33 protein-coding genes and 4 pseudogenes are annotated in these 26,202 nt (G+C 40.5%); 16 read left to right on the forward strand and 21 right to left on the reverse strand.

Features of this window, described 5'->3' with window-relative positions:
* Window positions 1-25 precede the first annotated feature (25 nt).
* On the forward strand, window positions 26-571 hold the full coding sequence (locus NYE56_RS13275; RefSeq protein ID WP_123373012.1) for a TetR/AcrR family transcriptional regulator: 546 nt from the start codon (window positions 26-28) through the stop codon (window positions 569-571).
* Window positions 572-760: 189 nt separating this feature from the next.
* On the opposite strand, the gene NYE56_RS13280 is transcribed toward NYE56_RS13275, so the two are convergent.
* Both NYE56_RS13280 and aadK read right to left on the reverse strand, forming a co-directional pair.
* Window positions 761-1,264: a DinB family protein gene (locus NYE56_RS13280; RefSeq protein WP_015251612.1), complete on the reverse strand. Its 504-nt coding sequence runs from the start codon at window positions 1,262-1,264 to the stop codon at window positions 761-763.
* Between the two features lie 226 nt (window positions 1,265-1,490).
* The gene (aadK, locus tag NYE56_RS13285) at window positions 1,491-2,345 is read right to left on the reverse strand and encodes an aminoglycoside 6-adenylyltransferase AadK (protein ID WP_341283970.1); all 855 of its coding nucleotides are present in this window, start codon (window positions 2,343-2,345) and stop codon (window positions 1,491-1,493) included.
* A gap of 395 nt (window positions 2,346-2,740) precedes the next feature.
* Here aadK and NYE56_RS13290 point away from each other — a divergent pair, with 395 nt between their 5' ends.
* The 3 genes and pseudogenes from NYE56_RS13290 to NYE56_RS13300 all read left to right on the forward strand — a co-directional run bounded on the left by NYE56_RS13290 (window position 2,741) and on the right by NYE56_RS13300 (window position 4,485).
* Entirely contained in the window at window positions 2,741-3,784 is a 1,044-nt protein-coding gene (locus NYE56_RS13290; RefSeq protein WP_086344117.1) for a nitronate monooxygenase, read from the forward strand.
* Window positions 3,785-4,132: 348 nt separating this feature from the next.
* Window positions 4,133-4,210: pseudogene (locus tag NYE56_RS13295) on the forward strand (hypothetical protein); the annotation flags it as partial.
* 197 nt (window positions 4,211-4,407) lie between these two features.
* A complete protein-coding gene (locus NYE56_RS13300; protein ID WP_072175780.1) occupies window positions 4,408-4,485 on the forward strand; it encodes a YjcZ family sporulation protein in 78 nt (25 codons plus the stop codon).
* Window positions 4,486-4,772: 287 nt separating this feature from the next.
* Here NYE56_RS13300 and NYE56_RS13305 read toward each other — a convergent pair.
* From NYE56_RS13305 to NYE56_RS13325, 5 genes and pseudogenes are all read right to left on the reverse strand, one after another.
* Window positions 4,773-4,934, reverse strand: a pseudogene (locus NYE56_RS13305) (hypothetical protein).
* A complete protein-coding gene (locus NYE56_RS13310) occupies window positions 4,915-5,484 on the reverse strand; it encodes a flavin reductase family protein (protein ID WP_341283971.1) in 570 nt (189 codons plus the stop codon). The pseudogene NYE56_RS13305 and the gene NYE56_RS13310 overlap by 20 nt, the downstream one beginning before the upstream one ends.
* 283 nt (window positions 5,485-5,767) lie before the next feature.
* A complete protein-coding gene (locus NYE56_RS13315; protein WP_100506522.1) occupies window positions 5,768-5,923 on the reverse strand; it encodes an arginase in 156 nt (51 codons plus the stop codon).
* A gap of 109 nt (window positions 5,924-6,032) precedes the next feature.
* Window positions 6,033-6,881: a MerR family transcriptional regulator gene (locus tag NYE56_RS13320; RefSeq protein WP_014477456.1), complete on the reverse strand. Its 849-nt coding sequence runs from the start codon at window positions 6,879-6,881 to the stop codon at window positions 6,033-6,035.
* A gap of 472 nt (window positions 6,882-7,353) precedes the next feature.
* A complete protein-coding gene (locus tag NYE56_RS13325; RefSeq protein WP_014477457.1) occupies window positions 7,354-7,686 on the reverse strand; it encodes an MmcQ/YjbR family DNA-binding protein in 333 nt (110 codons plus the stop codon).
* A 338-nt stretch (window positions 7,687-8,024) separates the two neighbouring features.
* Between NYE56_RS13325 and NYE56_RS13330 the strand changes: the two are divergent.
* Window positions 8,025-8,299, forward strand: a pseudogene (locus NYE56_RS13330) (phospholipid phosphatase); the annotation flags it as partial.
* 266 nt (window positions 8,300-8,565) lie between these two features.
* On the opposite strand, the gene NYE56_RS13335 reads toward NYE56_RS13330, so the two are convergent.
* Both NYE56_RS13335 and sigZ read right to left on the reverse strand, forming a co-directional pair.
* Window positions 8,566-9,324 carry a metal-binding protein ZinT gene (locus NYE56_RS13335; RefSeq protein WP_341283972.1) on the reverse strand — a complete coding sequence of 253 codons (759 nt, stop codon included), beginning with the start codon at window positions 9,322-9,324 and terminating at the stop codon, window positions 8,566-8,568.
* A 133-nt stretch (window positions 9,325-9,457) separates the two neighbouring features.
* On the reverse strand, window positions 9,458-9,988 hold the full coding sequence (gene sigZ / locus NYE56_RS13340; RefSeq protein WP_014480374.1) for an RNA polymerase sigma factor SigZ: 531 nt from the start codon (window positions 9,986-9,988) through the stop codon (window positions 9,458-9,460).
* Between the two features lie 135 nt (window positions 9,989-10,123).
* On the opposite strand from sigZ, the gene NYE56_RS13345 reads away from it, so the two are divergent.
* Window positions 10,124-11,104, forward strand: a complete 981-nt coding sequence (locus NYE56_RS13345; protein ID WP_123373006.1) for an aldo/keto reductase — start codon at window positions 10,124-10,126, stop codon at window positions 11,102-11,104.
* Between the two features lie 158 nt (window positions 11,105-11,262).
* Here NYE56_RS13345 and csn read toward each other — a convergent pair whose 3' ends face one another.
* On the reverse strand, window positions 11,263-12,078 hold the full coding sequence (gene csn / locus NYE56_RS13350; protein ID WP_123373005.1) for a chitosanase: 816 nt from the start codon (window positions 12,076-12,078) through the stop codon (window positions 11,263-11,265).
* Between the two features lie 437 nt (window positions 12,079-12,515).
* Between csn and NYE56_RS13355 the strand changes: the two genes are divergently transcribed.
* Window positions 12,516-12,779, forward strand: a complete 264-nt coding sequence (locus NYE56_RS13355; RefSeq protein ID WP_015384191.1) for a CD3324 family protein — start codon at window positions 12,516-12,518, stop codon at window positions 12,777-12,779.
* Window positions 12,780-12,915: 136 nt separating this feature from the next.
* Entirely contained in the window at window positions 12,916-13,737 is an 822-nt protein-coding gene (locus NYE56_RS13360; RefSeq protein ID WP_341283973.1) for an alpha/beta hydrolase, read from the forward strand.
* Between the two features lie 382 nt (window positions 13,738-14,119).
* On the opposite strand, the gene NYE56_RS13365 is transcribed toward NYE56_RS13360, so the two are convergent.
* The 4 genes from NYE56_RS13365 to NYE56_RS13380 all read right to left on the reverse strand — a co-directional run bounded on the left by NYE56_RS13365 (window position 14,120) and on the right by NYE56_RS13380 (window position 15,789).
* Window positions 14,120-14,476 (reverse strand): SH3 domain-containing protein, encoded by a 357-nt coding sequence (locus NYE56_RS13365; RefSeq protein WP_014664754.1) that lies wholly within the window; start codon window positions 14,474-14,476, stop codon window positions 14,120-14,122.
* Window positions 14,477-14,527: 51 nt separating this feature from the next.
* On the reverse strand, window positions 14,528-14,887 hold the full coding sequence (locus NYE56_RS13370; protein ID WP_160244820.1) for an SH3 domain-containing protein: 360 nt from the start codon (window positions 14,885-14,887) through the stop codon (window positions 14,528-14,530).
* Between the two features lie 286 nt (window positions 14,888-15,173).
* Entirely contained in the window at window positions 15,174-15,260 is an 87-nt protein-coding gene (locus NYE56_RS13375; protein WP_160245034.1) for a hypothetical protein, read from the reverse strand.
* A 142-nt stretch (window positions 15,261-15,402) separates the two neighbouring features.
* Window positions 15,403-15,789 (reverse strand): VOC family protein, encoded by a 387-nt coding sequence (locus tag NYE56_RS13380; RefSeq protein WP_160244819.1) that lies wholly within the window; start codon window positions 15,787-15,789, stop codon window positions 15,403-15,405.
* A 276-nt stretch (window positions 15,790-16,065) separates the two neighbouring features.
* Here NYE56_RS13380 and NYE56_RS13385 point away from each other — a divergent pair, with 276 nt between their 5' ends.
* From NYE56_RS13385 to NYE56_RS13405, 5 genes are read left to right on the forward strand one after another with little or no spacing between them, the layout of a single operon-like run.
* Window positions 16,066-16,311 (forward strand): hypothetical protein, encoded by a 246-nt coding sequence (locus NYE56_RS13385; RefSeq protein WP_014477469.1) that lies wholly within the window; start codon window positions 16,066-16,068, stop codon window positions 16,309-16,311.
* A gap of 17 nt (window positions 16,312-16,328) precedes the next feature.
* Window positions 16,329-16,697 (forward strand): spore coat protein, encoded by a 369-nt coding sequence (locus NYE56_RS13390; RefSeq protein WP_160244818.1) that lies wholly within the window; start codon window positions 16,329-16,331, stop codon window positions 16,695-16,697.
* A gap of 18 nt (window positions 16,698-16,715) precedes the next feature.
* On the forward strand, window positions 16,716-17,852 hold the full coding sequence (locus NYE56_RS13395; RefSeq protein WP_160244817.1) for a zinc-dependent alcohol dehydrogenase: 1,137 nt from the start codon (window positions 16,716-16,718) through the stop codon (window positions 17,850-17,852).
* A gap of 18 nt (window positions 17,853-17,870) precedes the next feature.
* Complete coding sequence (locus NYE56_RS13400) at window positions 17,871-18,068, forward strand: hypothetical protein (protein ID WP_014480384.1); 198 nt, start codon at window positions 17,871-17,873, stop codon at window positions 18,066-18,068.
* A 15-nt stretch (window positions 18,069-18,083) separates the two neighbouring features.
* A complete protein-coding gene (locus tag NYE56_RS13405; protein WP_003246006.1) occupies window positions 18,084-18,383 on the forward strand; it encodes a spore coat protein in 300 nt (99 codons plus the stop codon).
* A 261-nt stretch (window positions 18,384-18,644) separates the two neighbouring features.
* On the opposite strand, the gene adhR is transcribed toward NYE56_RS13405, so the two are convergent.
* Window positions 18,645-19,067, reverse strand: coding sequence for an aldehyde stress transcriptional regulator AdhR (adhR, locus tag NYE56_RS13410; protein WP_004398725.1), 423 nt, complete (start codon window positions 19,065-19,067; stop codon window positions 18,645-18,647).
* A gap of 182 nt (window positions 19,068-19,249) precedes the next feature.
* On the opposite strand from adhR, the pseudogene NYE56_RS13415 reads away from it, so the two are divergent.
* The 3 genes and pseudogenes from NYE56_RS13415 (at window position 19,250) to yraA (ending at window position 21,260) form a co-directional block, all read left to right on the forward strand.
* Window positions 19,250-19,440, forward strand: a pseudogene (locus NYE56_RS13415) (carboxymuconolactone decarboxylase family protein).
* Between the two features lie 128 nt (window positions 19,441-19,568).
* Complete coding sequence (gene adhA / locus NYE56_RS13420; RefSeq protein ID WP_341283974.1) at window positions 19,569-20,618, forward strand: formaldehyde dehydrogenase AdhA; 1,050 nt, start codon at window positions 19,569-19,571, stop codon at window positions 20,616-20,618.
* Between the two features lie 132 nt (window positions 20,619-20,750).
* Window positions 20,751-21,260 (forward strand): cysteine protease YraA, encoded by a 510-nt coding sequence (yraA, locus tag NYE56_RS13425; protein WP_003229836.1) that lies wholly within the window; start codon window positions 20,751-20,753, stop codon window positions 21,258-21,260.
* Window positions 21,261-21,301: 41 nt separating this feature from the next.
* On the opposite strand, the gene sacC is transcribed toward yraA, so the two are convergent.
* From sacC to levD, 6 genes are all read right to left on the reverse strand, one after another.
* Window positions 21,302-23,305 (reverse strand): levanase, encoded by a 2,004-nt coding sequence (gene sacC / locus NYE56_RS13430; RefSeq protein ID WP_341284399.1) that lies wholly within the window; start codon window positions 23,303-23,305, stop codon window positions 21,302-21,304.
* The gene (locus NYE56_RS13435; RefSeq protein WP_223497671.1) at window positions 23,244-23,375 is read right to left on the reverse strand and encodes a hypothetical protein; all 132 of its coding nucleotides are present in this window, start codon (window positions 23,373-23,375) and stop codon (window positions 23,244-23,246) included. The genes sacC and NYE56_RS13435 overlap by 62 nt, the downstream gene beginning before the upstream one ends.
* 116 nt (window positions 23,376-23,491) lie before the next feature.
* Window positions 23,492-24,319 carry a PTS fructose transporter subunit IID gene (gene levG / locus NYE56_RS13440; protein ID WP_003229834.1) on the reverse strand — a complete coding sequence of 276 codons (828 nt, stop codon included), beginning with the start codon at window positions 24,317-24,319 and terminating at the stop codon, window positions 23,492-23,494.
* Window positions 24,320-24,340: 21 nt separating this feature from the next.
* The gene (gene levF / locus NYE56_RS13445; protein ID WP_003229833.1) at window positions 24,341-25,150 is read right to left on the reverse strand and encodes a PTS fructose transporter subunit IIC; all 810 of its coding nucleotides are present in this window, start codon (window positions 25,148-25,150) and stop codon (window positions 24,341-24,343) included.
* Between the two features lie 16 nt (window positions 25,151-25,166).
* Window positions 25,167-25,655, reverse strand: a complete 489-nt coding sequence (levE, locus tag NYE56_RS13450; RefSeq protein WP_004399158.1) for a PTS fructose transporter subunit IIB — start codon at window positions 25,653-25,655, stop codon at window positions 25,167-25,169.
* Window positions 25,655-26,095 carry a PTS fructose transporter subunit IIA gene (levD, locus tag NYE56_RS13455; protein WP_003246144.1) on the reverse strand — a complete coding sequence of 147 codons (441 nt, stop codon included), beginning with the start codon at window positions 26,093-26,095 and terminating at the stop codon, window positions 25,655-25,657. The genes levE and levD overlap by 1 nt, the downstream gene beginning before the upstream one ends.
* Window positions 26,096-26,202: the final 107 nt, after the last annotated feature.

Below are 26,202 nucleotides of genomic sequence, written 5' to 3' on the forward strand. Positions count from 1 at the left end.
TCTCAAGAAAGGTATGGTGTTATACATGGCGAAAAGGGATAGAAGAGTTGTTAAAACTCAAGATGCAATTAAAAAAGCGTTTCTTGAGCTGATGCAAGAAAAAAAATTCGATAGCATTACCATTCAGGATATTTCTGACAGAGCAGATATTAACCGTGCAACTGTTTATCTTCATTACTTGGATAAATTCGATCTGTTGGATAAGATCATGGAAGAACATATCAATAACATGGTTAACATTTGTGAATCGGAAGCTGAAATGGATTGGATTGAATCGACTGTGCATTGCATGGAATATCTAGAAAGTAATTATTTATTTTTTTCGACGATGTTAGCGAGTGAGGGGGCTCAGTATTTTCGAAGCCGCTTTGTTCAACATAATATCGAAGAATTTAAAAAAGACATTGATATTACAAAAGGCAAAAATGTGGGTCAAAGCAAAGAGATCGTTGCCGAATTTGTTGCAAATGCATACGTAGGAGTAGTCGAATGGTGGTTGAAAAATGAAATGCCTTACCCACCTCGAGTGATGGCAGAAAAAGTGGGGGCTTTGTTAGAGAGGAATCTATAAAAATCATACCTACATCATTGGTATGGTGTTCTTAAAAAAGCCCACTATAAAGCGGAAAATCATTGTCATTTGAGGTGTAATGACGTTCTTATCATTGGTAAACGAACAAAAAAGAACATGTTTTGAAAAAAGATTGATCAAAACATCTTCTTATATGTTGTATAGCGTAACTTTTTATAAAAAGGTTGATTACATTTTCGGGGCTTCCAAACCAAATTTTGCCCATTCTTCTTTTGCTGGACCATAAATACCTGGAACAGTTAAACCTGCTTGTCTCATAAGAACAGTCATTTGTCCCCGATGGTGATTTTGATGTTGAATTAAAAACATCAAAAGTGAACCGTTAGGCAATTGTTGTCCGATAAAGTTGATACGTTCTTGAAGTGTATGGTCAGTCCATTGGGTTTTTAATGCCTGTACAAATGCATTACTGGCTTGATGATAGCTGTCAGCTATAAACTGAGCCGAAGTTGGAACAGGATAATCTTCAGCTGGGGCATGGAACGTTAAGTCTGTGTTTGAGGTAATGATGCGAATGGCAGCAACAGTATGCCAAGCAATACGGCCTAGAGTCCAATTTTGTGAAGTTATTTCTTGTTTAAGTGATTCATCAGTCAGACTATTTAATAGTTTCTGTGTAGCATCTGCTTCGAACTCCCAAGATTTCAAAAAATGGTCTAAGGTTTGAAACACAAAAATCCTCCTTTTTATTCTTTTGTTTTTTCAATGTGCCTATAGGTTAATTATAATGCCTCGTTTCGTTAAAAAGAACAAAAATTTTGGACAAGAATAATCATAGTAAAATGCGTAGACTTTCTTAAACATAACGATTTACGCATCTTTTTACAAACATGGTGACTCCTTGGTCTCCATTGTCAGCGAGAATCAAATATCATATGAAGACAATCCTATATTCTTATCACTTTACTGAGCAATAAATACCTTCCGTATACTTAGTGATGCCTTCATCGTAATCAGGATACTTATATGCAAGACTTTCTGATACAGCTTTTGAATACTTTCTAAATAATGCATAGCAAGTAAATAAAGACTTCCACATTTCCTGATACCCATTCACAGAATATGTAGACATGAGTTCCTCCCATTCTTTATTTGAAAGATACTGTTTCATAAATTTATAGTTCTTCCCCATACTAAATGAATACCCTTTCTGAGATGCGATATGCCAGGCCATCATTCTCAATAAATTAGGACGTACAATTTCATTTAAATGGTCAATGGCAAAAAGGATTTCATTTCTTGCTAATCCTTTTACTACGTAAGTCGAAACCATCCAGAACTCATTACAGCAATCATCAAATTCCCTTGCAGTCGGCTTTTTCATCCAGTATTGGCGATCATTTGGGGTCACTTTATAGTTGATGAACGAATCCTTATCTAGCAATACCTTAACCAAACCATCGTTATTAGCAAAATAATCTTCTGCTTCACGAATTGGAATAAGGGTTAGATCTAATTTGTTGCCATCCTCAAAAAGAATAATGTATGAAAACCAATTACCTAATTCGGGAGGAAAAAGCTCCATATCTTCTGGTTTTTGCATCATAATGCGCTTCCCAAAGATTTCGAGCCACTGATCATTTTCTTTAAAAGATTCTACATCAGTTACAAAATACGAGATGTCATAATCTTGGAAGTTGTCAGAAGGGATATTTCTGTTTGTACGTGACCCTTCCAAAGTGACCAATCGGATTCTCTCATCGTTCAAAGCAAAGTCCAAGAAAATGTCCATCATTTCCTGCTCACTTCGCATTACATGTTCCTCCGTTTCAGCCTTAATATCTAACTGTAAAACCGAATATTGATCTGTACGTCTTATAGATTTTTTCACTCTTGAATGTGATGTATTCTTCTAAGCTTTATTTTACATGAAGTTCTCCTATATATCATTCAAAATTAAGATGCAAGACATCTCAAAATCAGATATCAACTATGAAGGACTACATGAATATTCTGTTTTTTGTAGAGCCGCCATGGGACGACACTATCTTTGACACACTTTAATCCCCCCTGCTTTATCGTCATGTTAACTGGTATGAGAGATTGACAAAAAGAAGGAAAACGATATATTTAAGCGAATACGAGTTTTTGAGTAAATTTTAAAATGACACTTTTTTCAAAAATCATGTCTTAACGGGGGGATTCGGTATGAATGAATTTATGAAAAAGTTTTCTTTAACAAAACCGATTATTCAAGCTCCAATGGCTGGCGGTATTACAAAGCCCCGACTTGCATCTGCAGTTTCGAATCAAGGTGCTCTTGGCAGCTTAGCATCGGGGTATCTTACGCCAGACCTACTAGAACAACAAATAAAAGAAATGTTTGAGCTGACAGACGCTCCTTTTCAAATTAATGTGTTTGTTCCGCTAGGTCTAGAGATGCCACCAAAAGATCAGATTAAAAAGTGGAAAGAAAACATACCGTTAGCTAATCAAGTAAATCAATTCACATCTGTACAAGAAGAGTGGGATGACTTCTATCAAAAAATTGATCTAATTTTAAAATACAAGGTTAAGGCTTGCTCATTCACTTTTGATCTGCCGCCTGAAGACGCAGTAAAGGAGCTAAAAACCGCTGGATGCTGTTTAATAGGAACCGCTTCAACAGTAGAAGAAGCATTGTTAATGGAAGAACGGGGAATGGATATAGTAGTCCTTCAAGGAAGTGAAGCCGGTGGACATCGCGGAGCATTCTTACCTTCCAAAGGTGAATCTGCCGTAGGTTTAATGGCTCTGATTCCACAAGCAGCAGATGCACTGAGCGTACCTGTCATAGCTGCTGGGGGAATGATAGACCACAGAGGAGTAAAAGCAGCTTTAACCCTTGGAGCCCAAGGCGTTCAAATCGGTTCTGCCTTTTTAATTTGTCACGAGAGTAACGCACATCCAGTACATAAACAGAAAATACTAGAAGCAAACGAAGCAGATACAAAGCTTACGACATTATTTTCAGGTAAAGAGGCCAGAGGAATCGTAAATAAATGGATGGAAGAAAAAGAACAGTTTGAGACACAAACCCTTCCGTACCCTTATCAAAATACACTAACGAAGGCAATGAGACAGCAGGCTTCACTTCAAAATAACCATGATCAGATGTCTTTATGGGCAGGTCAAGGGATACGGTCATTGACTGAGGAAATTTCGGTTAAGCAGCTTTTAAATCAGCTTTGCCAAGAGGATATAAAAATATAGGCGCACCTCATTGATAGAGCAAAAAGCAAACTTCGACAGGCAGTTTGCTTTTTTTTTTTCGTAATTTCATCCCCTGACTTTGGAAATCTCAATACTCCTACATTTTCAAAGCTAATTGATTCGGGTTATCAATCATCCCATTGATACGATGCGATCTTAATGATTTCACCACAACCACAATACATCACCAACATTTCGATCTTATCTCCTCTTCTCAAATTTTGCTCCCTATTCGAAAAATCGATAGCTCCCATATTACATTCGAATAGTAAAATGGTTGTTTTTCGTTTGATTCAGATGATATAAAGTCATATGATAAAAAAAGAATGAGACAGAACGTGAGAAGTGATGAAATTAGGATTTTTTGATTCTGGAATTGGTGGCATGACTGTATTGTATGAGGCCATAAAAGTTCTTCCTTATGACACGATTGGCCGAGAACAACACATCACTTTGAAACGGATTCATTCCAAAATGATCAGTATGATCCAATAACTAATAAAGATCAGTTAGCAGTCCAGCCTTAGGCTAAAAAATATTTTTACATCAATTAAACTAGCATCACTATCGAATAAGCTCGATCTGCATATCATGTACTATCCTCTTTTAAGGAAGGTGATGTTATGAGGTCATTTCCATTAATTGTAGTTCTATTCATCCTATTAATCATCGTTGGGACATCTTTCTTTGGTGGCTATTAAGAACACACCTTACCTCATATCCATCAGACGCCATAAGAAATCTTTATGGCGTCTGTTTTTTATTAGATTTAAACAAAACCATTAAAGTGGGGCCATGCAAACACACCTATGTAGATTACTGCCACGACTTCTTTGTGAGGGAAATATTCTTCCCTTTATGGACTATTGTCGATCAAAAGAGAAAGTTGAAATACCTTTTTATGGTGAGATGAATCGAGGCTTAGACATATAAAAAACCGCAAAGCTTTCTTGAAGAAGCTTTGCGGTTTTTGGGTCTCTTTTTTGCTTCATATAAGCCAATAGATTTCAAGCGTAATCCACTGCCCATATATCTAATGATTTTTTATTTTGAAATAGGTTTCTTCTACTCTTCATGTGAGATGACTCAAGGTATGCACGTCACAATAATGTGGCGGATCCTGAATGGTCTCAATCAGTTGTGGGATCAAATGCGTGTTGACGTTCCTCTGCTTTGCTGTTTAATATTCGGTAGCTCGATTTTCCAATGTGAAGCGGAATATCCAGTTTTTCTAAATCTGGCATTCCATTTTTCAGGAAAAGCTCTTTATCTTGATATCTCTGTAAAACTTCACCCACAATCCACTCTTGATCGCCCAACGTGGAAATACTGTGTACTTTACACTCATAAGCAAAATAAGCACCAGTTAAAATCGGCACCTCGGCTTTTAGCCCTACTTCGTATTCAATGTTAAATGCTTCAAACTTATTTATATCTCTACCACTATGGGTGCCTAATGCTTGAATTAATCCCGAACATCTCCCCGGAAGAAAATTCACACCGAAAACACCACTTTTCTCAATCATTTTGTAAGTATATGTCTCTTTGTTTACTGATATCCCATACATTCCAGGAGAAGATCCAATGTACGTATGCCACCCAGAAGCCATTGCGTTTTTTTCACCTTCATATTGAGCCGTAACTACAGCTACCATTCCAGGGTAGGCGTACCAAATTGGTTCATCTATCGGTGCTCTCATATTCATCGCTCCTTTTGTTTTAGATTTAATTTTTATTAAAATTTGAGATGCGACAAAACAACAATGATAAAAGCTAGCCCAGCAAATTAGAAGTACATGAGCATGGTGGTCAGGGACTGAGGTGTCAAATGTCAATCAACCGATAATAAAGCAGTATCTCCATCGTATTTTTCGTTTAAGTATGCAAAGGAGCAAGCTCTACACCGTACGCCCCGCCAAAAACGATAACACGATCAGGGCTGTGCTTTTGAATTAAACTTTTGGCAGACCGAGCTTGCTTTAATCAAAAACTCCTTCCAATAATCCCCTGCTCTTTTTCAAGATCCGCATCTAAATCGACAAGTACTTCTTCAAATGGGCCATTCGTTTTGGGAGCAAGCCAGTTTAATAAGTGTGCTCCGAGTACGTAAGGGTTGTTACCGCCTTGCCATTGCGGCATGAATAACCGAAGCGCATACCTTCTTTATTTGTCATTTTATACACCCTTCCTTTCATGAATGAATATGATGAACAAATCATAAACCCTATAGCAGCTATAGGGTCAAGGGTTAGTTATTTTTTAGCACTCTTAATTCTGTAAGGAAGTTTTCTTCTCTTAATGAGTTATAGTCAATTGGAAGAGAAACTTGATATACTTTTCCATCCGTTTGGATGCCGTGAGATTCAATATATTGATAAAGCTTTTGATAATACTCATCATAATTTTTTGCAGACCAATTAAATGCGATACATACATATTCACCAGATGGGATCGTATCTAACCTCATGTTTTTTTCTCCTATGTCTATCTTTTTCCCACTGCAAACAGTCGTATAAATACTATTGCAATAAATTTCACGAGAATCCTTATAGGGCTTGAAATCATAAATGAATCCATAATAGTTATCTATTACATCTCCTATTTTTTCGACAACGTCAGCCAGCTTTCTGTAATACAAATCGGATTGATTATGAGGATTAACTTGAGGCGTCTCTACTTTTAATATTGTTTGTTTATCTATATACCGAAAATAAACGAAACCTTCATCTTTTTTGCTGCATATTTCTAATTGTTCATTAAGCTGTTTTCGTCTCCTATGAAGTAATTGACGAGCACGTTCGAGCTTTTCCATTTCTTGCACAATAACGCTTTCTTTCTCCTCAAGAAAGTGCTGCATATCTTCTGGGGTGCAAGTATATGAGCTGAAACGCTTAATTTCTTCTAGAGGTGTCCTAATATATTTTAGATACTTGATAACATCTAAATAAAAGAACTGTTTGACATGATAATACCGATAACCATTATCCTGATCTGTATAATGAGGCTTGAAAATTCCGATCCTATCATAATAGCGCAATGTTTGAATTGAGATGTTATTTAGACGGGCTGTTTCGCCAATTGTAAAATATTCCTTCATCCATCTCATCCTTTCGTCTTAGCTCTAAGAATTCTTTCTTACACTATACCGGTTACCTTCAAAATCTTAACTGAGCAATCTTGAGATCAATCTGTTATCTTCTTTTTCGTTTTCTTAAAAGATCCGCCAAGAAATGATCTTTCCAGTTTCATAACAATTGCATGTTAAGCAGGAAAAGTATTGACCCTATCGTCACAACAGGGTTTATGATTTGTTACGCAACTGTTAAATAGTTGGAAAGAGGGGGGGGTATCTGTCAGAAGATGTTTAAAGTATCCACTGTAGTCGTGGCTGAGTTTATGAGGTAAGTCATTCAAGGCTGACAGACATAGATGATGTAAATGGGTCGTTACATATAATTGAACTTTTTTCCTTTACAATGCTCACCTTATAGATTCCATATCAAGACGCAAGGCTCTTGTAGCAATTCAAGGCTTTACATATTACATCCCCTCTCCCTCGGGCCTATCGCTTACTTAGTTTTAGTTAACATGTAGCTTTGTGTTATCATATCGTATATGTCTTCATCTGGAACAGTTCCGTCAAGAATGATAGAATTCCAATGCTCTTTATTGAGATGAAATGCTGGAACGACCGAAGTGTATTTCTGTCTCCAAAAATCGAGAAAACCGGGTTCGCACTTCACATTGATCCAAATATAATCATCTTTTTTAAATATCCACGCAAACACCTTTCTGTTTTCTATGTGTCGCATTAACGTCCAATTTTTATCACGAAACGGGTAATCTTCATATACATTTTTAAAACTCAAACAATAATCAATTGCTTCCTCTCTATTTTTCATTGCTTGCCTCTCCTTCTACATATAAATAACTGCCTAAGGTTTTTTCTTTAGCGATTGATTTCCTCTACTTTATTTAACAATAATGAATATGTGAATAAAAGAACTATGATTAAACAATTTGCAGATCGGCAGTAAATTAAAAATTCAGTTGCTTTTTTCTGAAAGCTACTTTAGCTATTCGGGCGTATTGGAGAAACAGCGGCTTTCGTTGGACCCCTGCCTTTCTTCGGCAATCCGCTAGCCTGTTTACCGGCATCATCAACCGATAAACATAAACAAGCTGGCAGCAATAAGCACCAGCTTGAAACATATTCTTTATGAAGTGGCTCCCCCAACTGATCAATTGCCCCTTGTTGGATGCCAACATTCAAAAAGTTGTAGACATTGCAGAACGCCGTACTTTCAGAGAGGTAAATGCCGCATATCTTGATGATCGCAGAAATCAGAGCTACAGTGTAATTGACGGTCTTGGTCCGCTTACCGATGTATATTGAATGAAGGAGGGGCGACGACAACGATTAACAGGGTCCCGGCAAATGCCACGATGAAAAAATATAATGATAAAGGAACCAATTCCGGCAGCACGAACTCCAGTCTCGGCAGCATCGTGAGTTCCAGCTAAGGGATATTTTCAATTTGTTAATGCAATAACGTTGTTTTATTAATGTTTTGTTTATTTTTTAGGAGTCAATGAAAAAGAAGTTACCGCCGGCGGAGAGAGAAAACGGACGAAAAAGCTGCTGGCGAAGGGTCAGCAGCTAAACAGGAGCATTTAAGCATTTCACCTCTATAAAGGACAGGCGCCATTTTCCACAGTGATAAATGGCTGTTGCAGAACAGCTTTATGATAAAAGAACACCATACTTCATAGAGTAATCATCATAAATGAGCCATCATCTCATGGGCAATATCGTGTCCATCCATTTTTGACGGGTAGTAGGTAGGCCAGTTTTTGACTTCATCAAGTAAAGCTTCACGGTCGTCCCCCCAATAGAGATGGTAATGACTAGCTTTAGTCGGGTAAATACTATGATCACTAAACTGAATATACTGAGGCAGCCCTTCTGCTTTTTTAGCTAGTTTGAATATGTATCTTACCCCTCTATTGCCCGCATCATAGGTTAGAATTTCGTATCCGTCATACGTATACTTACCAGAATATTCTTTTCCATTTTTGAAGAACGTTACAGTATCTTTCTGGATTACAATACGGTCAACATCTGTTTGATAGCCTTTTTTATAATACTCTTTATATTCTTCAGCTGTCTTGCCGCCTTCGTGTTCTGATTTATATGAAAACACTTCGTCAAGAGTACCATCTTGCAGGTATGGATATACAGATTGCCAATCTCCTTCCCAATCAGAAAGTAAGCGATCCTTTACTTGGCTGTGTTTAAAATAGCCTTCATATATTTTTTCTGTTTCTTCATCATGCGCATGACTATGATCGTGAGAATGTTCGTGTGTATGACTGTCAGATGTTTGCTCTTGCGTTTTGGAAGAGTCTTCTTCAACTGCTGAGGATGATGTTGTTTGATTAGACTCACCTGCAGAAGAACCGGAAGTCTGACATCCTGCCAATACGAGTAATGAACCAATCGTTAATATGCCTAGCCGCTTTGAAAATAAAATGTTCATTCCAACACTCCTTTTTTATTAAATCGAAAACATTACGATTTATATTATACATACATCTCTTGCAAACATCAAAGGGAAAATGCTCTTCATGCGGATGGCTTATTTTAAAGGAATAACTGACTATGTTCATCAGTTATTCCTTTAAAATACGAAAGTCTACGATATTTCCATATCGATCCGCTTCAATATGACAGCACCCCTCAAGCAGCTGTTTTAATTTTCCCCGTCCGCGTTGTACCCTTGATTTTGCTCCCGAGTAAGAAATGCCGAGCTTTTCACTCAACTCTTTTTGTGATAACCCCTGAAATTCAGTTAACTCGAGCGCCTCTCGATACTTTTCAGGCAACCGTTTGATGGTCGATCGAATACACACAGCTGCTTCCTTGGTGAAATTTTCTTCCTCTGCACTGTCATTAAAATGTAGAACATCAGGCAATATTTCGCTTGTTTTTTTTGTACGGTAAAAATCAATAATCGTATTTCTAGTGATCCGATAAATCCAGCTGTCGATCTTTTGTTCATCGATCAGATTTGGGAGATGCACTTGTATTTTCATAAATACGATTTGCAAGAGGTCATCAACGATAGATTGATCGTTAACCCTATGTGAAATATATGTTTTTAACGGCTGATGAAATTGATCCCATAGATCCTCTATATTCATTTGAAAAAACCTCCTATAATTTTGCGTCTGCTTTACATTTGCTTCGTCTTTTTAATCGTAACAAAGAGCGAAACAATTGTTGAATCAATTGTATTGCAGCTGTTGCAAAAAATAATGATAAAGGAGAGGTTTGTTGTGGAGTATACCTATTTAGGGAGAACAGGATTGCGGGTGAGCCGTTTATGTTTAGGCACGATGAATTTTGGAGTTGATACAGACGAAAAGACTGCGTTCCGTATCATGGATGAAGCGCTTGATAACGGCATTCAATTTTTTGATACTGCCAATATTTACGGCTGGGGCAAAAACGCAGGATTGACAGAGAGCATCATTGGAAAATGGTTTGCACAAGGAGGACAGCGCCGCGAGAAAGTTGTTCTGGCGACAAAAGTATATGAACCGATTTCTGATCCGAATGACGGACCAAATGATATGAGGGGCTTGTCTCTATACAAAATCAGACGTCATCTGGAAGGATCACTGAAGCGGCTTCAGACAGATCATATCGAATTGTACCAAATGCATCATATCGATAGGCGGACACCGTGGGATGAGATATGGGAAGCTTTTGAGACTCAGGTTCGCTCCGGCAAAGTAGACTATATTGGATCCAGTAATTTTGCAGGCTGGCATTTAGTTAAAGCGCAAGCTGAAGCTGAAAAACGGCGATTCATGGGTCTCGTCACTGAACAGCATAAGTATAGTTTATTAGAACGAACAGCTGAGATGGAAGTGCTGCCGGCTGCACGGGATCTTGGTTTAGGAGTAGTGGCGTGGAGTCCCCTTGCAGGAGGGCTTCTTGGTGGGAAGGCATTGAAAAGCAATGTCGGAACTCGTACAGCAAAAAGAGCAGATTTAATTGAAAAACATCGTTTGCAACTCCAGAAATTTTCAGATTTATGCAAAGAACTAGGAGAAAAAGAAGCAAATGTGGCTTTGGCATGGGTGCTGGCAAATCCAGTTTTAACTGCGCCGATCATCGGGCCACGAACGGTTGAGCAGCTGCGTGATACGATTAAAGCCGTTGAAATCAGTCTGGATGAGGAGATTCTCCGCATGTTAAATAATATCTTTCCCGGACCTGAAGGAGAGACACCTGAGGCATACGCCTGGTGATACATTCAAGACTCAATACTGACATTTTTCTTAAATATTTATACTGAACTATCATATTAGGAAAGACAAGAGCTTGTTTGTCTCTTGTCTTTTCCACATCATGCTGAAAATGCTGGCTAAACATCGACAAAATCGCTGCCGTTTTATTCATTTAATGCTTATTTGATTACGAAATTACCGTACTCGTTTGAACGAACATGAATTGGTCCGTTTAAATTGTAGTTGTTCTCCTTGGCGATAGATCGAAGCACGTCCACACGGGCAACTGATTCTCTCCATTCGTCACGGGTGTCATGATTGGCCGGATTCATCAGATCGTCATAGCGTACGTCCAAGAATTTATTTAACCACTTCTTCTCGTCTATTCCGTCTTTAGGTGATCCGCCCGCTTTTTTGTTCGTACGTTTAATCAAGGCATAAAAAGAGTCAGGGTCATCACCATCGCCATGCTGAATAACCGTATCGTACATTACAGCTCTAGCCAATGCTGTTTTTAGTCCGGCATTATCCGATCGTTTCATGGCAGGCTGATAATACAAATGGTCATTTACTTTGTCTTGAGCGGCGCGAAATTCCTTATCATTTGCAAGCGACTTCCAGGCAGAAGCGAATCCCTTGAGATTGCTTGTATCATCGCTTTCTTCCTTGGCCAGACGGCGCAATTCAGGCAGATACTTTTTCAGTTTGTTATTCGGAACGGCCTCTGTGTATACTTCCACTACTTCCAATGCATCCCCGGTAGCCGTTGTAAAGCCTGCCCGTCCGCATGTATAGCCTCGCCCGTCATCCAATCGCTCTACATATCCATATTGGATCTCCGTTGTGCCGTTTTCAAAGATACTTGTCAGCTGTTCCGCCCGGCGCTTTTGATCTTTATTCAGTCCCGCCGCAAAAACCGTTTCGCTCATCATCAGGGTAAAAAACATGGTGAAAACAAGTAATGAGATCGCTACTTTTTGCATACTGATTTTCATTGCACTTCCCCTTTCTAAATATTGTAAATGCAGAATCAGTATACATGAAGAGACTGCCCTATTGTTGAAAATACATCAATTTGTCAATATTTTGAATCTAAAGTAATATAGCTTAATCTTACTCTTTTCATTGCCAATCAGCCTTAGCCCCTCTCACTGGGAAGGTCCCTTTCATACTGCTTCAACTTTCATTAACAAGATGCCATAAGGCTTTACTCTATTTTATAATGGAAGTGATCATCGAAAATCGTTAGGGAGGTGATGTAAATGGCAAGCAAGATGAGAATGCCAGATTCCGCAACGTCCCATGCAAAGCCTACTATTGGGAAGGCGATACTTTGCATGGGGTAGACTTTCTAAAAGATCGCCCAAGTAAGCTTTTCTGATATAGTGGCTTTGCACCTTATTTGACATAAAAAAATAAGGAGCTGGCAGAAATGGCATATGTAAAAGCAACCGCTATTTTACCTGAAAAGCTGATATCGGAAATTCAAAAGTATGTTCAAGGAAAAACAATATATATCCCTAAACCTGAATCCTCTCATCAAAAATGGGGTGCGTGTTCAGGAACAAGAAAGCTGATCGATGACAGAAACGCTTCTATTAAAAAAGCATTTAAAAACGGCAAAACCATTCATCAATTATCTGATGAATATCACCTCTCTGATGAAACAATAAAAAAAATTGTCTACTCTAAATAAACAAAACGGAAGCACTGATGAAAAATAATCAGTGCTTTTTATATGGCGAGTTTGTTTCTTAGTTATTTCCTGCATATGATACCATTGGCCAATTGTGTAAAGTTAAGGGAGATGAGGAGAAAGGAAGGTCCTACAAATGACGATAAACAATGGAACGTTGCAAGTACCCGGCGCGAACATCCACTATCAAGTGCGTGGCTCAGGTCCCATCATTCTTTTGGTCCACGGCGGAGGCGGTGATGCCGACAAGTTCCATCATATTGCCAATCATCTGGCTAACTGGTACACGGTTGTTACTTATGATCGCCGCGGCCATTCCCGCAGCAATCTCGCCAATCAGATTGAGGATTACCGTGTGGAAACACACAGTGACGATGCTCACCGTCTTCTAGCCAAAATCACCAATAAACCGGCATACGTATTTGGAAGCAGCTCCGGGGCTGTTATCGGGCTTGATCTCTGCATACGCCATCCCGAACAAGTACATGTCATGATCCCACACGAACCAATCTTATTGCAGCTTCTGCATGGAAATGAGCTGAAACAAGCCGAGCAATTCATGGAAGACCTTAAGAAAAATCATCGAAGTGAAGTCATTAAGTTAATGTCAAGATTAGAGACAGACGAACAATCAAAGGCTGTGCTGACAAAGCGGCTTCTCGGCAATTCAACGTATTTCACTGAGTATGAAATTCAAGGAATTCTCAACTATACGTTAGATATCGAAGCATTAAAAACTGTGTTTACATCTTTACCGATGAAGGTACTCCCAGCTGGCGGAAGTGCTTCTCGAGAGCTTTTTCCTTATCGTTGCGCCAACGCCCTAGCGAAACAAATGGAAACAGAATTGGTTGAATTCCCCGGAAATCATACGGGGTACACAATGCATCATAAAACATTTTCTGAGAGGTTACACGACATGTTAGAAAAAGAAAAGAAACATACGTGTTTAAAATAGGACAGGTAAAACTAACTATAGAATTAGAGAAGATTTCACGAAGCGTAAAAAGAACTTTTCACTAACGAGAACGCAATGTGAGATGTTTAACCAAAGTGATATTAGGAATTTCATCGAAAAATAGGTTTGTACATTACGTTCTCCTATTGATTATTTCCTATCTTAATTCCGTATTTTATACCATTAGATACAACTCTTAAGCGGCTCGTTATTTTGTCCTCAACAACAACCAGTGTCTAACATCATGAATTTCTTTTGAAAATCACCACAAATGCAGGTATGGAAGACTCCATCGCAACAAAAACCATACCAACTATTGTTGTTGGTATGGTTCGTCCTAGATAGGCCCTTAAGAAGAGATTCTATTGTACGGAGTATTTAACTAATTGCATTTGTAACCGACAGGGCCGTCTGAACCTGTGTACACATAAGTGTCAGACACATATCCAATATTCACGATACCACGGGAATCTTTCCACTGGATTTGGTCCCAGATATTACTCGTTCCATACTTCCCTGTAACAGTCGTTCCATAAGCGTAACAATAATAAGGAACACGGGAGCCGCTCGGAATGGAAAGCATAATAGGATAATTTGTACCAGGACCGCTGCGCATATTGACAGGCGCACCGCTGCTTGTTGAGACAGTAAAGTACTGAACGGCAAGTGCCTGACTGGAAAAAATGAATAATGATGCAATCATAACGGTTAACATACTCAGCATTTTCAGTTTAGTCAATGTCATCCCTCTTTCTTCATTCCTTCATTTTTAGAAACGATAGAACATATGCTACCAGCTACATTTAGGAACAACTGGACCGTCTGAGCCTGTATACATATATGTATCAGAGACAAATCCAGGAACGATCTCCCCGCTGGAAAGCGTCCGCTCTGTGTAATTCCAAATATTGCTCGTTCCATACTTTCCAGTTACAGTTGTACCGATTTTGTAGCAATAGATCGGGATGCGGGTTCCGCTCGGAATGGTCGTTACAATTCCCCAACTTGTACCTGGGCCGCTGCGCATATTGACAGGCGCACCGCTGCTTGTTGAAACCGTATAATACTGAGCTGCAAGTGCATGACTAGAAAAAATGAACACAGATGCAATCATCACCGTTAGCATACTTAGCCTCTTTAACTTATTCACCTTATACCCTCCCCTTATAAATGCCGTACGTTTGACTTTCTTACATCCAGTTGAGGATTTACTTTCAGATACCATGCCCCCTCCCCTCCCATATATTTATCAATGTACCATAAACTAGATCTTTCAAAAGTGGAATTATTCCTATGTTTTCGACAATTAAGGATACAAAATAAATGGTAGTCAGGCTTGATATTGATGGTGTGTTACATTTGGCTCTTAATCATTTGTCCAGTCGGTAATCACGATTGACAATCAGGAAAAAGGACATGGATCAAGCGGCTTCGTGTCAACCAATTAACTCAATCAGTGTACTGCTTCCTTGTATCCACGCTTCTTCTCGATTCATAGATACTCCACCTTTTTCACCAATCAAAAACGGACACCAAACAAATCAGCGTAAATGCTGCAAGTTCAGTGTCCGCAACCTATTATGACTTTGCTTTCTTTTACCAGGGCGTATAAAAATGATTAGGTACGTTATCAAACGTTATTCTATGATTTTGCGAGTCGAAAAATCATAACATTTTATATATTTCAATCAGATTATGATCTGGATCTCTGAAGTGAGCAACTCGGGCATTCCATTCCTTGCGATCATGCGGTTTATTCTCACATTTAACTCCTTTTTCGTGTAAATCGTCATACGTTTTATCAACATCTTCTACCTTAAACTGAAGCAAAAATTTTGATTGAGCTTCTCCTTCCAAGGACTTTTTTTCCTCTCCAACGATTTCAGCCATCGTTTCTCGAGATAAAAGCTCTATTTTCGTTTCCCCATTATCAAAGAGTGCATATTCCATTTCATTCTCTAACCAACTTATTGGAAGTCCTAATGAATCTTTGTAAAACTCGACGCTTTTCTTAAAATCATTCACCAAAAGTCTAATTTGTAACAGCTTCATATCGAGTGCCTCCTATAAAACCATACTTTTTACTGGTCATCCAATTTAATGATATAAAAGGAAACCTGACAGCATTATGTCAGGTTTCCATAAATAATTTCCATACTTCACCTTTATTTCAGATTTAAGTGCAGTTTATTCCATCTCATAAGAAATGTACGCTAACGAGCAAAAACAGCGATTCTTAAAACAAAAAATGATACCGAGTGTACTCTTTCTGTATGCTTCAACGTCATTTCGGGAAATGTAACGTTGATAAAAGGAGGTTACATCAATATGGATCATCAAACATTGGCAGCTCACGAGGCTGTTGACTTACATGAAATCGTGAACTTTAAAACACTTTGTATAGCGAAATCAAAGTTAATGCAAGGACTTGTGTTTGACCAAGAACTGAAGGACTTGATGCAAAAAGATGTGCAGCAATCCATTCAAGACCTTACTGAATTACAGGCGGTTTATGAGCGTGCCTCATTTCAGGCCCCTGTCCCTCAAAGCCGCCCAACGCCAATCATCAATTGAAAGGAAGGTAAGCCTCTTTGAATAATGATCATTTAGACCCCATTAATTCGCTGAATGTGCCTGAACTAGCAGACACTACATTAGCGATGGATTTTCTTATACGAGCTAAGGAAGGCGTAAGGATTACTGCTGTAGCTTTGACAGAAACCGCTTCACCAGATGTAAGAGCACTGCTGCGGAAACAGCTGATGCAAGGAATTGCGATGCACCAAGAGATTACGGAACTGATGATCAGCAAAAAATGGTTCCATCCATATGAGCTGAGCGAACAGTATAAGCTGGATCAGCTCTCTGCAAAAAACACGATCATGGTCGGCAATATGAACCTCTTTCCTGATGAAACAAATCGCAAAGGGATGTTTGACCGGACACCTGATGAACACTAACACTGGAGGTTGTACAGCATGAAGGCAGTAACGTATCAAGGCATTAAAAATGTTGTTGTCAAAGAGGTCCCCGATCCAAAGATTGAAAAATCCGATGACATGATTATCAAAGTCACCAGTACAGCCATTTGCGGATCAGATTTACACTTAATCCATGGATTGATTCCTAATCTCCATGAAGACTATGTCATCGGCCATGAACCGATGGGAATTGTTGAAGAAGTTGGGCCAGGGGTTACAAAGGTCAAAAAAGGTGACCGCGTCATTATCCCTTTTACGATCGCCTGCGGTGAATGTTTTTTTTGTAAAAACCAGCTGGAAAGCCAATGTGATCAGTCTAATGACAATGGGGAAATGGGTGCTTATTTCGGCTATTCAGGGCAAACTGGCGGTTATCCAGGCGGGCAAGCTGAATATTTAAGAGTGCCGTTTGCGAATTTTACCCATTTTAAAATCCCTGAATCTTGTGAGGAACCCGATGAGAAATTAAGCGTGATTGCCGATGCCATGACCACCGGCTTTTGGAGTGTGGATAATGCCGGCGTAAAAAAAGGCGATACAGTTATCGTTCTCGGCTGCGGACCAGTCGGCCTGTTTGCTCAAAAGTTTTGTTGGCTAAAAGGCGCAAAACGCGTCATAGCAGTTGACTATGTAAACTATCGCTTACAGCATGCGAAACGTACAAACAAAGTAGAAATCGTTAATTTTGAAGACCATGAGAATACAGGGAATTATTTAAAGGAAATCACGAAAGGCGGAGCGGATGTAGTCATTGACGCTGTTGGGATGGATGGTAAAATGAGCGATCTCGAGTTCCTTGCCAGCGGATTAAAGCTTCATGGCGGAACAATGAGTGCATTGGTCATTGCCTCTCAAGCTGTTCGCAAAGGAGGAACCATACAAATTACAGGTGTGTACGGAGGCAGATATAACGGTTTTCCACTAGGAGATATCATGCAGCGAAACGTCAATATACGCTCTGGACAGGCTCCTGTGATCCACTATATGCCGTACATGTTTGAACTAGTATCAACGGGCAAAATTGACCCGGGAGATGTTGTCAGCCATGTCCTGCCGCTTAGTGAAGCCAAGCATGGCTATGACATTTTTGATTCAAAAATGGATGATTGTATCAAAGTTGTGTTAAAGCCTTAAAAAACGGAGGTTACAGAAATGGAATACGCCTTACACGAAGTGCTTGAGGTTCAGGAAATGACTGCTTTCAAGACACTTTGTTTGACGAAATCTAAAACAATGAAAGCACTGGTATCTGATCCGAAGCTTAAAGAAATCATGCAGCAAGATGTTGATATCACCACACGCCAGCTGCAGGAATTTGCCTCTATTTTATCTAATGCAAAGCACGAATGAGGAGATGAATAAATCATGAATCCTATCATAGAATATCTGACTGGCATGAATGTTCTAACAGACCAAATCATTGCTATGGACTTATTAATTTCAGCAAAAAACGGAGTCAGAAATTATGCAATGGCAGCCACTGAAGCCGGAACGCCTGAAGTAAAAGAGGTCCTTATCCGCCATTTGGAAGAAGCACTCGATATGCACGAACAACTCTCGAGCTATATGATGGAAAAAGGCTGGTACCATCCTTGGAACCCTGACGAACAAGTCAAGCTGAATTTAAAAAATATTGATACAGCCATTCAATTGCCAACCCTTTAACATACAATGACTGATTTGCTGAGGAACAGTATTGATTGGCCACAACTGTTCCTCAGCTTCAAAATGAGCACTGTTTGTTCGGGTCCTATGACCGTAAATAGATTAACCGCTTTTCTCCATCTGATCTCCGATAATGTTTGCAAATTCTCCAATCAAATAAGAATTCGTAACCACCTCTTTTTATGCGATTTCTTGATGGAGAAAACAGGCCAGAAACAAAATCCTTCGTTTTTAACCTGCCCTCTTCACACGCAAAGAATGCTACCTTCTTTGCTCCACTGATCCGTGAAGACTTTCCGTTTTAGGCCTGCTTTTGAGCTTTGCCTCATTTTCGCGCAATTTCCCATCATAATCTTTAATTTTTGTGTCTAATCTTTTAATTGTTTCGTCAATTTCTTTCCGCTTCTCTATCAGCCGCTGTCGTTCGTCAGCCAGGATATTTTTTCGAGCTTCTACCGTACGGTCACCTTCGGTAAATAATGTTGTATATTCAATTAGCGCTTCTATCGATAGTCCCGCATTTCGCATGCATTTAATGAATTCAATCCATTTGATATCTTCTTCATCATAGTCGCGAATGCCGCTGTCTTTTCGTTTTACTGGCGGGATTAATCCTACACGTTCGTAATATCTGAGTGTTGCGGCTGTCAGGCCAAACTGCTTTGCCACCTGCGCAATATTCATGATCTTCACCTCTCTATTCTGCATGTTGTGAAGGTAACACTTAAAGTTAACTTTAAGTCAAGCTCAAAACAAGTGGTTAGCTGCTGAATCTGAGTTTATATATTCGGGACTTGCCTTAAAGCACACTTTAAGCTCTATACTTCTCCATGCAATAAAAACAGTTTAGATGGAGGGATTGCTGAATGGCAAATAAACAAACTGCCGGAAGAGAACAATTAGGAGAATTTGCGCCAAAGTTTGCTGAACTTAATGATGATGTTTCGGTGACATTTGGGCAAGAGAGGAACAACTTTCACCCCGGGATCGCAGCATGATTACAGTTTCTGTATTAATTACTGACTGTTTCTCAGCTTATAAATCAGGTTCATTTTAAATGTTATTTTTAAAAAACCCTTGCCTTAAAGCAGACTTTAAGGTTTATCGTTATGTTGAAGACACCATAAAACATAAATAAGTGCATGTTTTTTTACAACACTTATGATGAAGAAAGGAAAGGTTCATATGTGTAATCAACATCAAACCCGTGTATTAAGCGTGTCACATGCAAAAGCCAAATTTGAACAAACGACGATTGAGCGAAGAGAATTACGGCCGCACGATGTCTTAATCGATATTAAATTCAGCGGTATTTGCCATTCAGACATTCATAGTGCTTTTGATGAATGGGGCGGTGGCATCTTCCCAATGGTGCCAGGACATGAAATAGCAGGTGTCGTAACAGCCGTTGGAGCAGAAGTCACAAAGTTTGCTGTCGGGGACCGCGTTGGTGTCGGCTGTTTTGTTGACTCCTGCGGAGAATGCGAATACTGTCTTAGCGGAGAGGAACAGTTCTGCACGAAGGGTGTTGTTCAAACGTATAACTCAGTAGACTACGACGGAAACCCCACTTATGGCGGATACAGCCAAAAAATCGTTGTCACTGACAGATTTGTTGTTCGAATTCCAGACCGTTTGGAAATGGATGTTGCCAGTCCGCTGTTGTGTGCAGGTATCACAACCTATTCCCCGCTGAAACACTGGAATGTTGGCCCTGGTAAAAAGGTTGCGATTGTAGGCGTGGGTGGCCTTGGACATTTGGCGATTCAATTTGCACATGCGATGGGTGCAGAGGTAACCGTTCTGAGCCGCTCCATGAATAAGAAAGAGGAAGCTCTGGAACTCGGGGCAAATCATTACTTTGCAACAAGTGACCCAGCCACATTCACTGCATTGGCCGGGCGTTTTGACGTGATCTTAAATACGGTATCGACAAATCTCGATGTAGATGCCTATTTATCAATGCTTCGTATAGACGGGACACTTGTAAACGTTGGAGCTCCTGCCAAGCCGGACACATACAGTGTGTTTTCCCTAATCATGGGGCGCCGCAGCATTGCAGGTTCTCTAGTCGGCGGGATTCAAGAAACTCAAGAGATGCTGGATTTCGCAGCTGAGCATGGCATCGAACCTAAAATCGAAGTCATCGGAGCTGACCAAGTGGACGAAGCATACGAACGTATCCTCCGAAGCGATGTCCGTTATCGATTTGTGATTGATATTTCCACATTGTAATAGGTTAGTCCTTATATGGGCTGACCCGCTTTTAATGAAACTCACGAAAAACGATCTCGTTAAGCAAATATTTTGAAGGCCGGTCAATCTTCCTGTTATTCTATGAATAGAGAGTTATTAGGAGGGTTTTTTATGAGCAAAAAAATTGCAGTTCTTGTTACAGACCAATTCGAAGACATCGAATATACAAGTCCGGTAAAAGCATACGAAGAAGCTGGCTACAGTGTTGTGGCTATCGATTTGGAAGCCGGCAAAGAAGTTACCGGTAAGCATGGCGAGAAAGTAAAGATTGACAAAGCCATCTCTGATGTGGATGCAAGTGACTTTGATGCACTTTTAATTCCTGGGGGATTCTCTCCGGATTTGCTTCGTGCAGATGACCGTCCGGGTGAATTCGCAAAAGCATTTGTCGAAAACAAAAAACCTGTTTTCGCAATTTGCCACGGCCCGCAAGTACTGATTGATACGGATCTTCTAAAAGGCAAAGATATCACAGGCTACCGCAGCATCCGCAAAGATTTAATCAATGCCGGTGCAAACTACAAAGATGCAGAAGTAGTCGTCAGCCACAACATTGTCACAAGCAGAACACCTGATGATTTGGAAGCATTTAACCGCGAATCTTTAAACTTGTTAAAATAACGAGAAGGCACAGACTGTTCGGGTCTGTGCCTTTTTTAAAATTAAGACTCCTTCTTTACATTCTGAAAGACAGCAGTCCCGTCCCACACATTCAAGCCAAATTGGCCTTCAGAATATGCGGAATCATGTGCATCAATCACAAGACGATCATCTAAATAGATTTTAAAGCGATCGCCCTCGGCCTCTGTTTTCAGATGATACTTTTTATTAACGTCTATCGGTGTTTTGTATTCAGCAATGACAGAAGCAGCACCGTTCTCAAATTTAAAGAATTTCACTAGATCATGCTTCGCATCCACATTGGCAAGGTAACCGTTTTTGGCATCTTTGTCAGAGCGAAACATAAGTGCTCCTGCCCCTCTTCCGTTTCCATCCTTAATGGTGATATCAGATTCATAAGTGAAGTCTGACCCGGATGCTGAAGACAAGATAAAGGAATCTCCGTCCGACCTCCCTTGTTTCCCCTCAATTGTGTCGGCCCATGTGCCATTTACAGTCGTCCAGCCGGTCAAATTGGACATAAAAGGTGACGTTCCCCATACCTTTTTCAAAGGGTGTATCGTTAAAGATTTTACCTTTACACCGCCATTTGCAGCATATAATTCAAGCCCTTTGCTTGATCGGTCTGGGAGAATAATATCCGTTATGACCTGCTTTCCGTCATTCCCAAATACTTCAACCGAAGAGCGGTCAACAAAAATGCGCATCTTAACCTTCCCATTTACCGGCTTCAATGGGGCTGTTTCTTTTCCGGTGTTAAAGGCCGGATTAAAGGTGTTGTTGCCCGACTCGCTCCGGTCAACGAACAATTTGGCGTTCCTTCGGTCATAGCCGACCTTCGTAAATTGATTTTCACCTGTTCGGACCTTAAAACCAAATTCAGCAGCTGAACCAGGGCTTACTTTAAATTCTGCATTTATTTCATAGGCATCTCCAGATTGCCCTGCTAACACATTATGACTTGCAGGCGATATGGTCAGATTCTTCCACTTCTTAGAGGTCCCGCGAATGGTTTCCAGCTCTTTCACTGGTGTTTGGACCACTCTAACCCCTTCGGTAAACGCTTTCAATTTTAACTCTCTTGGAATGGACGTTGCACTTCTCCATGGGGATGTCGGAACATCATTCGCATATTGCCAATTGCTCATCCACCCTAACCATAGCCGGCGGCTGTCTGTTGATGGAATATCGGACCAGGATACAGCCGCATAAAAGTCTCTGCCGTAATCCGTCCAGAGAACTTTGTTTGACGGGTTTTCATTTTTAAAATGAGTTCCATCAAAGTCCCCTACAAAATATTGCATGCCTGATCCTCCCGAGACCGCTCCGTTTCCGACACTGACCTGCATGACCCATTTCTTTTGATTCGGATTGCCGTCTACCGGAAGCTCAAATAAATCCGGGCATTCCCATACTCCCCCGTGGCTTCCTTGATCCTGGCCAAATTCACTTGCATACGTCCACTGCTTCAGATTTTTTGATGTATAAATGAGGATACGGTCACCGGCCGCAAGCACCATTACCCACTTTTTTTCTTTTTCATACCAAAAGACTTTTGGATCGCGAAAATCTTTTTTACCCGGGTTTGGAATGACAGGGTTGCCAGCGTATTTCGTCCATGTTCTTCCTTTGTCGTTGCTATAGGCAATACTTTGCACTTGATGGCCTTCCCGATCCTGTGTATAAATGGCCACAAGCGGCTTCTCTTTGCCTGTTTGAAAACCGCTTGTGTTATTTTTATCTACAACTGCGCTTCCAGAAAAGATCGTGCCTTTTTCATCCGGATACAGCGCAACAGGAAGGTGTTCCCATGTAACCAAATCTTTGCTGACGGCATGCCCCCAATGCATGGGCCCCCACTGAAGCCCGTATGGATGGTATTGATAGAACAAGTGATATTCCCCGGCATAATATACCATTCCGTTTGGGTCATTCATCCAGTTTGCCTCTGGTGTGAAGTGGTATTGAGGACGGTAATCCTCATCATAGTAGCTTGAATCGGCTGCATCTGCCGAAAATGCCATAGTCAACAGCAGGGTGAACATGATCATGACTTGAATAAGTCTCTTTTTCATTTGTTCCTTCGCTCCTCTCTTCATGTTTGAACACTTTCAAGAGAGACTGCTAAGCAAGCTGGTCCTTTTCTGGCAATTCTCCTCTGTTTCACTGTTATCCGAATGATTTATATATGAAAAGACTGCTGCAGTTTCTCTCTTTTTCCTTCACACACCTTATGCTAAGAATCCAGCCCAATACCCGAGAATCCCGATGACAAAGATGCCGCAAATAATGAGAAGAGGATTCACCCCTTTGCGAAGCATCCATGCCACCAATAACGTTAATCCGAGAGGCAGCGCACCCGGCATAATGCTGTCTAACACGTTTTGTACAGTTTGAACATCTACTTTTCCGCTTTCATCCTTAATCCTGGATACAACGATTGGAATGTTGATGGTGGTCCATTTGGACACGAGAGCCCCCATAACAAATAACCCGAGAATCGAAGCGCCCTCTGTAAGCTTTTGAATGCGATTCCCCGCTAAATCCTGAAGAATCTCCATTCCTTTCACATAGCCATACTTTAATCCATAATATTTTGTGCTTAATCTTATGGCATTCAGCAAGAAAAAGAATAGCAAAGGGCCGGCAATGTTTCCTCCTAAAGCAAGGGAGGCTCCTAGCGCAGCTAAGACAGGACGAATTGTTCCCCAGAAAATTGGATCGCCTACGCCCGCTATTGGTCCCATCAAACCAATTTTCATTCCGCTTATCGCTTTTCCGTCAATTCCTTTATTGTTCGCCATTTCTTCTTCCATGGCTGCCGTCACGCCAAATATAGGCGCTGTCAGCCACGGATGTGTATTAAACCATTCCAAATGCCGCTGCAAGGCTTCGTTTCTTTTCGCTCCGGGACCGTACAATTTTTTGATCGCCGGTATCATGACATAACAATATCCCATTGCCTGCACACGTTCGAAGTTAAAGGAACCGAGTAAAAAATTTGAACGAATAAACATGCTGAAAATTTCTTTCTTCGTTAATCGTTTTTCTTTCTCCATTTTTTCTTCCCCCCTCATCGTTTAGGCATCAAGATCATCATCATCGTCATCATAAACAGCAACACTGCCACTGTCTGATGCGGCCGCGACTGCTCCGTGAGCGCTTTGTTTTTGCATCACCTGCTGGTATAAAAGCGCCAGACAGAGACCAAGGGCTCCAAATCCCACTAAGTTAAAATCGGTAAACGCCGCTAATAAGAAACCAATATAGAAAAATGGCTTTAAATAAGGAATATTCATCATATTGATCACCATGGCATACCCGACAACCACAATAATGCCTCCGCCTATTTGCAGTCCTTTTGTAATGACATCAGGAATATTTCCCAGGAACGCCTGAACAGCGCTGACACTAATTAAAGCAACAATCAATGTAGGAATCATGACGCGCAAAGCTTGAAACACCATCGCGGTAATATGCATAATTTCAATTCCTTTTATATTTCCCGCTTTTGCATATTGATCAGCGCGGTGGATGAAAAAGACAGTGATCGTCCGAACAAAAATCGTCAGCGCCTGACCCGCAGCTGCTAAAGCAACAGCGACAGCAATCCCTTCGCCAATTCCCTGATCAGCGGTAATAACTAAAATGGTTGAGATGACAGAGGCGATCGCTGTATCAGGTGCCATGGCAAGCCCGACGTTCATCCAGCCGAGCGCCATCAGCTCCAGTGTACCTCCAAGAATAATTCCCGTTTTTAAGTCCCCGAGCACCAAGCCAACCAACGTACAGGCCACAAGCGGACGGTGTGTCTGCCCTTCATCCAATACACTTGCGATTCCGGTGATTGCTGCAATGATTAACAACAAAATAATTTGTAATGAAGACATATTCTCATCCCCTTGATTATTTTGTTACGTTCCGTAAAATCTGTACAAAATCCTCACTGGCATCTGAAGGCAGCTGCCTCAATTCCAGTTTCACGCCCTTGTCACTTAATGTTTCAAATGCCTTTATATCTTGTTCTGTGACACTGACTGATTTTGTGATTTGCCTGCGGTGATTTTCAAAACGCATTCCCCCGACGTTTACGGTTTTGATCGGTACACCTGCTTCTATAAGAGATACAATATCGGACGGATTTTCAAACAAGAGCATTGCCGTTACCCCTTCGTAGCGCGGACTATGAAATGCTTTTGCCATTTTAGAAACCGAGACGGCACTCGCCTTTACATTTGAAGGCGCAACAGAAAGGATCAGCGTTTTTCTCATTTCGTCCTGAGCAATATCGTCGGAGACAACGATGATTCGGTCGGCTGCATGGACTTTTATCCACCTTGTCAGGATTTGGCCGTGAATAAAGCGGTCATCAATTCTTGCTAACACAATGTTCATCATAATTCATCCTCTCTTGTATCTTGATTGGCTGTTTTTACTTTTTCTAAATGTTCACTGCACACTTGAAAGCTTTGCTGACTCATTGCTTTTAAGTTGTTCAGCAAATCTTTGAGAGCCAGATGTTCTCTCAGGCTTAATACCTCCAGCAGAATCGGCAGGTTTACGCCGGCTGCCATATCCATTCTTTGATCCTCAGCAATAAAGGAAGCTGCCGCGTTATATGGCGTCCCTCCAAAAATATCGACCAAAAAAAGCACTTCATGTTCTTCCGGGATATCCTTGAGCGCCTGATGATATTTTTCTTGCAGCGTTTGTATTCCTTCCCCTTTAAAAAACGGCACTGCAATCAGGTTATTTTCTTCACCGAATATCATCCCTGAAGACTCTTTTAATGCTATGGGAAAATCTCCATGACCGCTGATAATAACTGAAATCATGTCTATTGCTCCTTTCCTGTTTTGTACATCCATCTATAATGCAAGGATCGTGCCAACACAGTTGTGTTAAGCGTTTTCATTGTTATTTCAGCCAATAGCAATTTGTT

This window comes from Bacillus sp. FSL R5-0603 (assembly GCF_038050295.1).
In the GTDB taxonomy this organism is placed as follows: Bacteria; Bacillota; Bacilli; order Bacillales; family Bacillaceae; genus Bacillus; species Bacillus subtilis.

Coding starts and splice junctions, on each gene's coding strand:
- NYE56_RS13275 (WP_123373012.1), top strand. CDS start 26: ATGGCGAAAAGGGATAGAAGAGTTGTTAAAACTCAAGATGCAATTAAA.
- aadK (WP_341283970.1), bottom strand. CDS start 2,345: ATGCGAAGTGAGCAGGAAATGATGGACATTTTCTTGGACTTTGCTTTG.
- NYE56_RS13290 (WP_086344117.1), top strand. CDS start 2,741: ATGAATGAATTTATGAAAAAGTTTTCTTTAACAAAACCGATTATTCAA.
- NYE56_RS13300 (WP_072175780.1), top strand. CDS start 4,408: ATGAGGTCATTTCCATTAATTGTAGTTCTATTCATCCTATTAATCATC.
- NYE56_RS13310 (WP_341283971.1), bottom strand. CDS start 5,484: ATGAGAGCACCGATAGATGAACCAATTTGGTACGCCTACCCTGGAATG.
- NYE56_RS13315 (WP_100506522.1), bottom strand. CDS start 5,923: ATGCCGCAATGGCAAGGCGGTAACAACCCTTACGTACTCGGAGCACAC.
- NYE56_RS13320 (WP_014477456.1), bottom strand. CDS start 6,881: ATGAAGGAATATTTTACAATTGGCGAAACAGCCCGTCTAAATAACATC.
- NYE56_RS13325 (WP_014477457.1), bottom strand. CDS start 7,686: ATGAAAAATAGAGAGGAAGCAATTGATTATTGTTTGAGTTTTAAAAAT.
- NYE56_RS13335 (WP_341283972.1), bottom strand. CDS start 9,324: ATGAACATTTTATTTTCAAAGCGGCTAGGCATATTAACGATTGGTTCA.
- sigZ (WP_014480374.1), bottom strand. CDS start 9,988: ATGAATATAGAGGATCTATGGGATCAATTTCATCAGCCGTTAAAAACA.
- csn (WP_123373005.1), bottom strand. CDS start 12,078: ATGAAAATCAGTATGCAAAAAGTAGCGATCTCATTACTTGTTTTCACC.
- NYE56_RS13355 (WP_015384191.1), top strand. CDS start 12,516: ATGGCATATGTAAAAGCAACCGCTATTTTACCTGAAAAGCTGATATCG.
- NYE56_RS13360 (WP_341283973.1), top strand. CDS start 12,916: ATGACGATAAACAATGGAACGTTGCAAGTACCCGGCGCGAACATCCAC.
- NYE56_RS13380 (WP_160244819.1), bottom strand. CDS start 15,789: ATGAAGCTGTTACAAATTAGACTTTTGGTGAATGATTTTAAGAAAAGC.
- NYE56_RS13385 (WP_014477469.1), top strand. CDS start 16,066: ATGGATCATCAAACATTGGCAGCTCACGAGGCTGTTGACTTACATGAA.
- NYE56_RS13395 (WP_160244817.1), top strand. CDS start 16,716: ATGAAGGCAGTAACGTATCAAGGCATTAAAAATGTTGTTGTCAAAGAG.
- NYE56_RS13400 (WP_014480384.1), top strand. CDS start 17,871: ATGGAATACGCCTTACACGAAGTGCTTGAGGTTCAGGAAATGACTGCT.
- NYE56_RS13405 (WP_003246006.1), top strand. CDS start 18,084: ATGAATCCTATCATAGAATATCTGACTGGCATGAATGTTCTAACAGAC.
- adhR (WP_004398725.1), bottom strand. CDS start 19,067: ATGAATATTGCGCAGGTGGCAAAGCAGTTTGGCCTGACAGCCGCAACA.
- adhA (WP_341283974.1), top strand. CDS start 19,569: ATGTGTAATCAACATCAAACCCGTGTATTAAGCGTGTCACATGCAAAA.
- yraA (WP_003229836.1), top strand. CDS start 20,751: ATGAGCAAAAAAATTGCAGTTCTTGTTACAGACCAATTCGAAGACATC.
- sacC (WP_341284399.1), bottom strand. CDS start 23,305: ATGTTCACCCTGCTGTTGACTATGGCATTTTCGGCAGATGCAGCCGAT.
- levG (WP_003229834.1), bottom strand. CDS start 24,319: ATGGAGAAAGAAAAACGATTAACGAAGAAAGAAATTTTCAGCATGTTT.
- levF (WP_003229833.1), bottom strand. CDS start 25,150: ATGTCTTCATTACAAATTATTTTGTTGTTAATCATTGCAGCAATCACC.
- levE (WP_004399158.1), bottom strand. CDS start 25,655: ATGAACATTGTGTTAGCAAGAATTGATGACCGCTTTATTCACGGCCAA.
- levD (WP_003246144.1), bottom strand. CDS start 26,095: ATGATTTCAGTTATTATCAGCGGTCATGGAGATTTTCCCATAGCATTA.